Source organism: Microcystis sp. LE19-8.1F (assembly GCF_027531715.1).
Lineage (GTDB): Bacteria > Cyanobacteriota > Cyanobacteriia > Cyanobacteriales > Microcystaceae > Microcystis > Microcystis wesenbergii_A.
The window spans coordinates 22,217-28,920 of sequence record NZ_JAPZSO010000123.1; the positions used below are offsets into that span (position 1 = coordinate 22,217).

The window sequence follows — 6,704 nt, forward strand, 5'->3', positions numbered from 1 at the left end:
GTTCAATATTCTAACAGGAGTATAATTTTGTCAAAGTGAAAACCCGATTAGCCAACGATTTACCTCCTTTCTTCCGGCTCCTAACTCAGAGAATTCTGCCGTCAATCTCTTTACTTAGCCAAGGAACTCCTCGATCGCCTGTCCCGTCTCTTCCGGTGCTTCTTCCGGTAAAAAATGACCACTGGCGATCGCTTGTCCGGTGACTTGATTAGCTCGCTGCTGCCAAAGAGCAATCACATCGTATTGACGTGCAATGAAACCTTTTTTTCCCCAAAGAACCAAGAGGGGGGAGGAAATTTTCCGGTCTAAATCCTGACGATCATGCTCTAAATCGATGGTAGCGGCGGCCCGATAATCGGCACAAGTGGCGGTTATCGTCCTTAAATCTCGAAAACAACGCCGATATTCCCCCAAAGATTCCTCTGTAAAAGCGCTAAAATCTCGGCCCCAACTTTGCAAGCAATGTTGCAGATAATAATCGGGATTAGCGGCGATCAGGGTTTCGGGAAAAGGGGAAGGCTGAATCAAGAAAAACCAATGATAGTAGGCAGTGGCAAAAGTTTTATCAGTCGCCTCGTACATCGCCAGCGTTGGGGCTATATCGAGTAAAACGAGTTTTTTGACCTTTTCGGGAAAATCAAGGGCGAGACGGTGGGAAACTCGCGCCCCTCGATCGTGGCCGATTAGATAAAATTCCTGATAACCCAATTTTTCCATCAGCAACACCTGATCGAGGGCCATGACTCGCTTGCAGTAATTGCTAGAATCCTCTAGGGGTAAGGGTTTATCGCTATCCCCGTAGCCGCGCAGATCCGTGGCGATCACCGTAAAATTAGCCGCTAATCGGGGGGCGATTTTATGCCACATTTGATGGGTTTGGGGATAACCATGCAGCAAAAGCAGCGGAAAACCGCGCCCACCTTTGATACCATTGATAGTAATGCCATTAACTTCTAGTTGAAATTTCCGAAAATTTGTCAGCATTTTTGCCTCCTGTCACCTTGGGGAAAGATAATTGCATCATCTGGCAAAAGTGACCCAATCAGTAAAGTTTTTTCACTATAGCCGCTCAAGCCGCTGCTTTTCTGGTAGATTAAAACCATTGGGTTGCTCAAAAATCAACGAGTTAAGCAGTAATTTGATTATGATCTCGATTATCTATTCCGATGAATTTCTCGATCACGATACAGGTATTTACCATCCCGAAAAAGCGGCGCGTTTAACGGCAATTGTCGAGGCTTTAAAACAAACAGAATGGCAGTCAAAATTAACATGGCATTTACCGACACCGCTCGAAATTCGTGAGGAAGTAATCCCTTTGATTAAACAAGTTCATAATCAAGATTATGTTGATATATTGCGGCGAATTTGTCAACGGGGTGGGGGAAGATTGGATGCAGATACTCCCGTTTCTGCCCGTAGTTACGATGTGGCGTTACTAGCGGTTAGTGGCTGGTTAGATGGAGTCGATCGAGTCTTATCCACCGGCGATCCTGCCTTTATTTTAGCCCGTCCTCCCGGGCATCATGCCACTTCTAATTATGGCATGGGTTTCTGTCTGTTTTCTAATGCTGCTATTGCCGCCTATTATGCTTTAGAAAACAAAAGAGTGCAAAAAGTAGCGATTCTTGATTGGGACGTGCATCACGGCAATGGCACCCAGGATATAGTCGAAAATCATCCCCAGATTGCCTATTGTTCCCTCCATCAATTCCCCTTTTATCCCGGCACGGGAGAAGCGCGAGAAACCGGGGAGTTTAATAATGTTTTGAATATTCCCTTACTGGCGGGAAGTACGATTAAAGATTATCAAGAACATTTTGAGGGGCAAGTCATACCTTTTCTGAAAAATTTTCAACCGGATTTAGTGATTGTTAGTGCTGGATATGATGCCAATCAAGCGGATCCTCTGGCGGGAATTTGTTTACACCCACAGGATTATGGAATTTTAACCAAATACCTCTTAACTCTCAATAAACCGCTGCTTTTCGGCTTAGAAGGCGGTTATGATTTAGAAACTTTAGCGGCTTCCGTCGTCGCCACCTTAGAAGCTTTGCTCTGATCCTAATCCGGGTAATCGTTACATTTCTTTAAAAAGATTGCTAACAAAGCGATCTAATGCGGTAAGGTAAACGATCGATAGAAAAAAACCCTTGACCTAGTTGCCTTTTAAGATTATGAACTCGCTTGCACCACACCTCAAAGCCAAAGCCCTCAAGCCCAATAGTCGTCGTCCTGCCAAAGAATTGTGTAGCGAGTGCGGACTTTGTGACACTTATTACATTCACTACGTTAAAGAAGCTTGTGCTTTTATCCATCAACAAATTGCCGATTTAGAAGCAGCAGCACACGGCAAAAGTCGCGACTTAAATCAGGAAAATGATCTCTATTTTGGTGTTCATCAAGAGATGATGGCTGCCAAGAAAAAACAAGCTATCCCCGGGGCGCAATGGACAGGAATCGTCAGTACAATTGCCTGTGAAATGCTCGATCGTGGTTTAGTAGAAGGGGTGGTTTGTGTGCAGAATACCGCCGAGGATCGCTTTCAACCGCAGCCGATTCTCGCCCGTACCAGGGAAGAAATTCTCGCCGCTAAAGTTAATAAACCGACTCTTTCTCCCAATTTATCAGTGCTAGAAGAAATTGAAAAATCGGGCATGAAACGGTTATTAGTTATCGGAGTTGGTTGTCAAATTCAAGCCCTAAGAGCAGTAGAAAAAAAATTAGGCTTAGAAAAGTTATATGTCTTAGGAACTCCCTGCGTCGATAATGTCACCCGCTCAGGACTGCAAAAGTTTCTAGAAACTACCAGTCGTTCCCCAGAAACCGTGGTTCATTACGAATTTATGCAGGATTTTCGGGTACACTTTAAACACGAAGACGGCTCGATGGAAATGGTTCCCTTTTTTGGCTTAAAGACTAATAAATTAAAAGATGTTTTTGCCCCTTCCTGTATGACTTGTTTTGATTATGTTAACTCCCTTGCCGATTTGGTTGTGGGCTATATGGGCGCACCTTTTGGCTGGCAATGGATTGTCGTTCGTAATGATACGGGCAAGGAAATGTTAGAGTTAGTTAAAGATCAATTAAATACCCAAGATGTTATGTCTAGTGGTGATAGAAAACAGGCGGTACAAAATAGCATTCCTGCCTACGATAAAGGTGTAACCTTGCCGATGTGGGCGGCAAAAATGATGGGAGTAGTCATTGAAAAAATCGGGCCTAAAGGTCTAGAATATGCTCGCTTTTCCATCGATTCTCACTTTACCCGTAATTACCTTTATGTTAAACGTAATTATCCTGAAAAATTAGCGGCTCATGTTCCTGAATATGCTAAAAAGATTGTGGAACAGTATAAATTGCCCGATTAATTAGGGTATGCAGAAAAAGTAGGGGCGCAGCATTCAGATAGGAAATCTACGGTTTCAGCGATAGGTTATCATCCGAATGCTTCGCCCTGACTTCGACAATCTCTTGCATAGTATTTTCTATATCTGCTGCCATACTGGCAAATTCCATAAAGTCAACGTCTGGATGTTTTGTTTTTATAGATTGGATGTTGTCAAAATTTCTCTTGACAAAAGCCTCTTGACATGATATTATATTCATAATGGAAAATCCGTGCGCCTACAGACGCTCTTTTCAAGAATTTTCAAGGTCTAGCTTATTCGCCATAATGGGTTTTAGTACGATGAATATAGATTAACTTCTGTTCATCATTAATGGTGTAAAGTATTCTATCTTGATAACTTAAGCGAATTGAATAGAAACCCGTTAAATCTCCTACTAATTTTTTGCCACTATAGGGAGAAATACTCAGGGTATCTTGGATAATTGATTTCAGTTTTTTCTTAAGTTTAGGGGTCAGCTTATCAACATCTTTTTTTGCTTCTTTGGTAAATCTGACTTTATAAACCATTAATCAATGTCTCCCAAAACTTCCTCAAGAGAATAGGTTTCATTTTCATTAATTTGCTGTAGAGATAGTTGTAAGCTTTCTCTTAAATCGGGAATAGATAGTAATTCGATGGTTTCTTGTAAACTTTCATAGTTTTTTTGGGAAATCAAAATTACAGAGTCCTCCTGATTCTCAATGGCATAAATTTTGTTATCTTCTGTAACCGATTTAACGAGACTTGGTAAATCGGTTTGAGCATCGGCGATTTTAATTTTTTTGATCATAATTAATCCTTTTTTTGATGATGAAATAATAAAAATTATTGTAGGTATTTAACAATCTCTCCTAATCACACTCCAGACAGCATCCTCCTATAATTATCCATCATTGTAGTCATCAGTGATTAATTCAACCACTGTCGATGGTGGTGGGTTACTGGACTAGGTAATAGGTGTAGGGGTAATTCATGAATTACCCCTACAATAACGTTTGTCTGGATGTTGTTAAATTTTCTCTTGACAAAGGCGACTTGACAGGATACTATATTCATAATGGAAAATCCGTGCGCCTACAGACCCTCTTTTCCAACGGTCTTAACTATGATTGATGTGATTATGTGATTGACTATGATTCGTTCATTCAATCAATCTTCATCTCTAATCCACTAGGGTTAGGCATTTACTTTTCAGAAACTCTTAACTAGCTCCCTAGTCATAGTCCATCATTCAATCATTCCAATCATAGTTAAGACAGCATCCTCAGATAATTATGATAAACGGTTTGGGTATGGGGATGATTTTCCCCTAATCTTTCCCTGACAATATTAATCGCTTCTAGAAGGAGAGGTTCTGCTTCTGTGTACCTGCCTTGGGATTCGTATAATAGTGCTAAATTGTTGAGGGAAGTTGCCACATCGGGATGATTGTCTCCTAAGTGGGTTCGAGTTGCGGTTAAACAAGCTTGACAGTAAGGTTCAGCAATAGCATACAATCCTTGTCCATTATAATAACTAGCTAAACCCGTATAAGACCATAATAAATCCTCATCAGCGATATATTGGGGATATTCCCCGACAGATGCTTGTAGATGGAGAAGGAAAGGTTTAAATTCTTCAACGATTTCTACAGTGAGATTCTCTGGCATTTCTGCCGATTTTTTGGCCATAATCCCACAATAACGGCGTTTTGCTGGTTCTGCGTGGGGTGATGCTTCTAACTTATCCCGAAAATAGCGACGTAACAGGGGATGAATTTCATACCAACCATCACCCTTATCCTGAACTAAACTCAGATGGACTAAACTATCGGTTAACCATTCCTCCACTGTATCCCCATCCTCATCGGGAAATAAATCCAGAATCATTCCCTTGGGAAAGGGCGCAAGAGCGAATAAACTGAGATAAAGTGCCAAAATTTGCGCTTCTGGTTCGCTATGCAACTCCTCCCAACTGAGATTAAAGGCAGCTTTTAACCCTCTTTCCGCAGTCATTTCCCCATGAAACTTGGGATTTTTGGCTAAAATTGGCTCATCTAAGCCTTTTTCGGCTAATTTCTCCCGTATTTTGCTAATTTTCCAATCCTGTCGTCGTACCAGTAACCTTGCCACCAATTCTAACGCCAAGGGTAAATAACCCAAATCCTGACATAATAATTTAGCTGCCTCAATTTGTGTGTCAATTCTGTTGTCTTTAAGGTAGGAACGCAATAAATCAAGTGCATCTTTTTCTTTTAAAACTTCTACCCGAAAAGTCGCAATTGTCGCTGATAAATATTCCTTGCGAGTGGTAATTAAAACCTGAAAGCGTTTCTCTTCTTGCGGTGGTAAATAATCCCTAATTTGCTGATAATCCCGCACATCATCAAAGATAATTAGGACATTTCCCGCTAACCAATTTTGCCAACAATAACGAATTTTTACGTCTAATTCTCCCTCATCCGGTAAAGTTAATTTGAGATGTACCCGCGCAAAATCTAAAATAGAAGTACCGATAAAACCGCCGTCACTCTCTGCCACATTTAACCAACATATACACCCGGGATAGGCTTTTTCTCGCCATTCTTGCCAGCCAAACTGTCTGGCTAGTTCGGTTTTACCTATGCCTCCCATTCCTGTTAAGGTAGATATAGCAAGCTTTTGGGATTGTTGTAATTGATTTTTTAAGTCAATTAATTCCTGATCCCTACCAACAAATCTAGGGATATTACTATTAGATAAATTGTGAGGATGTTGTTTAACCTGTTCCTTAACAGGCGGCTGCAGTCAGAAATTACCACCAATGAATGTATTACCTTGAAAAACATTCTTTATGGAATCAGCTAATTTTTGATTATTGATAACGCTTGCTTGTTGGGATTGAGATTTAAGGGTATTATTAACCAATTCTTTAAGGGAAGGTTCTGCTTCTATCGCTTTAACCAACTCGGTCATAATTTGGCTTAATTCGGGACTGGTTTTAGCAACAGATTCCACCTCTAGAATTGCCTGTCCATAATCTAAAGGCTGTTCGGGTGCTTTTTCAATTGCGGTGACAGTATCCGGAGAAACTTGTTTCAGGGAAGTGAGAAATTTTTGGCTCTTCGGTAATTGTTATGCAAATAATTAACTTAAAATAAAATTCGATGATAGTGCTTACGCTCAAAAATAGCTGAAATCTATACAGGGAGAAATTTTAGACACAAACAGGTTAATACCAAAAGATAGACAATCGAGTTAAGATTTGATATAATAGCCAAAAACCAGAGTATTTTACTTATGATACTTGACAAATTTTTGAACCTAGAAGGAACCTCTATTCAAGGCTATCGAC

At 40.6% G+C, this 6,704-nt stretch carries 8 protein-coding genes and 1 pseudogene; 2 read left to right on the plus strand and 7 right to left on the minus strand.

All coding sequences use genetic code 11. The annotated features are described in order from the left end of the window. Positions 1-114: 114 nt before the first annotated feature. Positions 115-984 carry an alpha/beta fold hydrolase gene (locus tag O9334_RS12235; RefSeq protein ID WP_288000376.1) on the minus strand — a complete coding sequence of 290 codons (870 nt, stop codon included), beginning with the start codon at positions 982-984 and terminating at the stop codon, positions 115-117. A gap of 160 nt (positions 985-1,144) precedes the next feature. On the opposite strand from O9334_RS12235, the gene O9334_RS12240 reads away from it, so the two are divergent. Both O9334_RS12240 and O9334_RS12245 read left to right on the plus strand, forming a co-directional pair. Next, on the plus strand, positions 1,145-2,062 hold the full coding sequence (locus O9334_RS12240) for a histone deacetylase family protein (RefSeq protein WP_190380347.1): 918 nt from the start codon (positions 1,145-1,147) through the stop codon (positions 2,060-2,062). Between the two features lie 115 nt (positions 2,063-2,177). Continuing rightward, positions 2,178-3,371, plus strand: a complete 1,194-nt coding sequence (locus tag O9334_RS12245; RefSeq protein ID WP_288000377.1) for a Coenzyme F420 hydrogenase/dehydrogenase, beta subunit C-terminal domain — start codon at positions 2,178-2,180, stop codon at positions 3,369-3,371. A gap of 46 nt (positions 3,372-3,417) precedes the next feature. Here O9334_RS12245 and O9334_RS12250 read toward each other — a convergent pair whose 3' ends face one another. The 6 genes and pseudogenes from O9334_RS12250 to O9334_RS12275 all read right to left on the minus strand — a co-directional run. Then, complete coding sequence (locus O9334_RS12250; protein ID WP_288000378.1) at positions 3,418-3,609, minus strand: hypothetical protein; 192 nt, start codon at positions 3,607-3,609, stop codon at positions 3,418-3,420. 55 nt (positions 3,610-3,664) lie between these two features. Next, the gene (locus O9334_RS12255) at positions 3,665-3,919 is read right to left on the minus strand and encodes a type II toxin-antitoxin system RelE family toxin (protein WP_288000379.1); all 255 of its coding nucleotides are present in this window, start codon (positions 3,917-3,919) and stop codon (positions 3,665-3,667) included. After that, the gene (locus O9334_RS12260) at positions 3,919-4,182 is read right to left on the minus strand and encodes a type II toxin-antitoxin system Phd/YefM family antitoxin (protein ID WP_002756068.1); all 264 of its coding nucleotides are present in this window, start codon (positions 4,180-4,182) and stop codon (positions 3,919-3,921) included. The genes O9334_RS12255 and O9334_RS12260 overlap by 1 nt, the downstream gene beginning before the upstream one ends. Before the next feature lie 119 nt (positions 4,183-4,301). Continuing rightward, complete coding sequence (locus O9334_RS12265) at positions 4,302-4,448, minus strand: hypothetical protein (RefSeq protein ID WP_288000380.1); 147 nt, start codon at positions 4,446-4,448, stop codon at positions 4,302-4,304. A gap of 194 nt (positions 4,449-4,642) precedes the next feature. Next, positions 4,643-6,022: a tetratricopeptide repeat protein gene (locus tag O9334_RS12270; protein ID WP_288000384.1), complete on the minus strand. Its 1,380-nt coding sequence runs from the start codon at positions 6,020-6,022 to the stop codon at positions 4,643-4,645. A 135-nt stretch (positions 6,023-6,157) separates the two neighbouring features. Then, positions 6,158-6,475, minus strand: a pseudogene (locus tag O9334_RS12275) (hypothetical protein); the annotation flags it as partial. Positions 6,476-6,704 lie beyond the last annotated feature (229 nt).

Bases quoted from the DNA above. Each gene is read 5' to 3' on its own strand.
- O9334_RS12245 (WP_288000377.1), top strand. From the start codon at position 2,178: ATGAACTCGCTTGCACCACACCTCAAAGCCAAAGCCCTCAAGCCCAAT.
- O9334_RS12265 (WP_288000380.1), bottom strand. From the start codon at position 4,448: ATGAATATAGTATCCTGTCAAGTCGCCTTTGTCAAGAGAAAATTTAAC.
- O9334_RS12250 (WP_288000378.1), bottom strand. From the start codon at position 3,609: ATGAATATAATATCATGTCAAGAGGCTTTTGTCAAGAGAAATTTTGAC.
- O9334_RS12240 (WP_190380347.1), top strand. From the start codon at position 1,145: ATGATCTCGATTATCTATTCCGATGAATTTCTCGATCACGATACAGGT.
- O9334_RS12260 (WP_002756068.1), bottom strand. From the start codon at position 4,182: ATGATCAAAAAAATTAAAATCGCCGATGCTCAAACCGATTTACCAAGT.
- O9334_RS12235 (WP_288000376.1), bottom strand. From the start codon at position 984: ATGCTGACAAATTTTCGGAAATTTCAACTAGAAGTTAATGGCATTACT.
- O9334_RS12255 (WP_288000379.1), bottom strand. From the start codon at position 3,919: ATGGTTTATAAAGTCAGATTTACCAAAGAAGCAAAAAAAGATGTTGAT.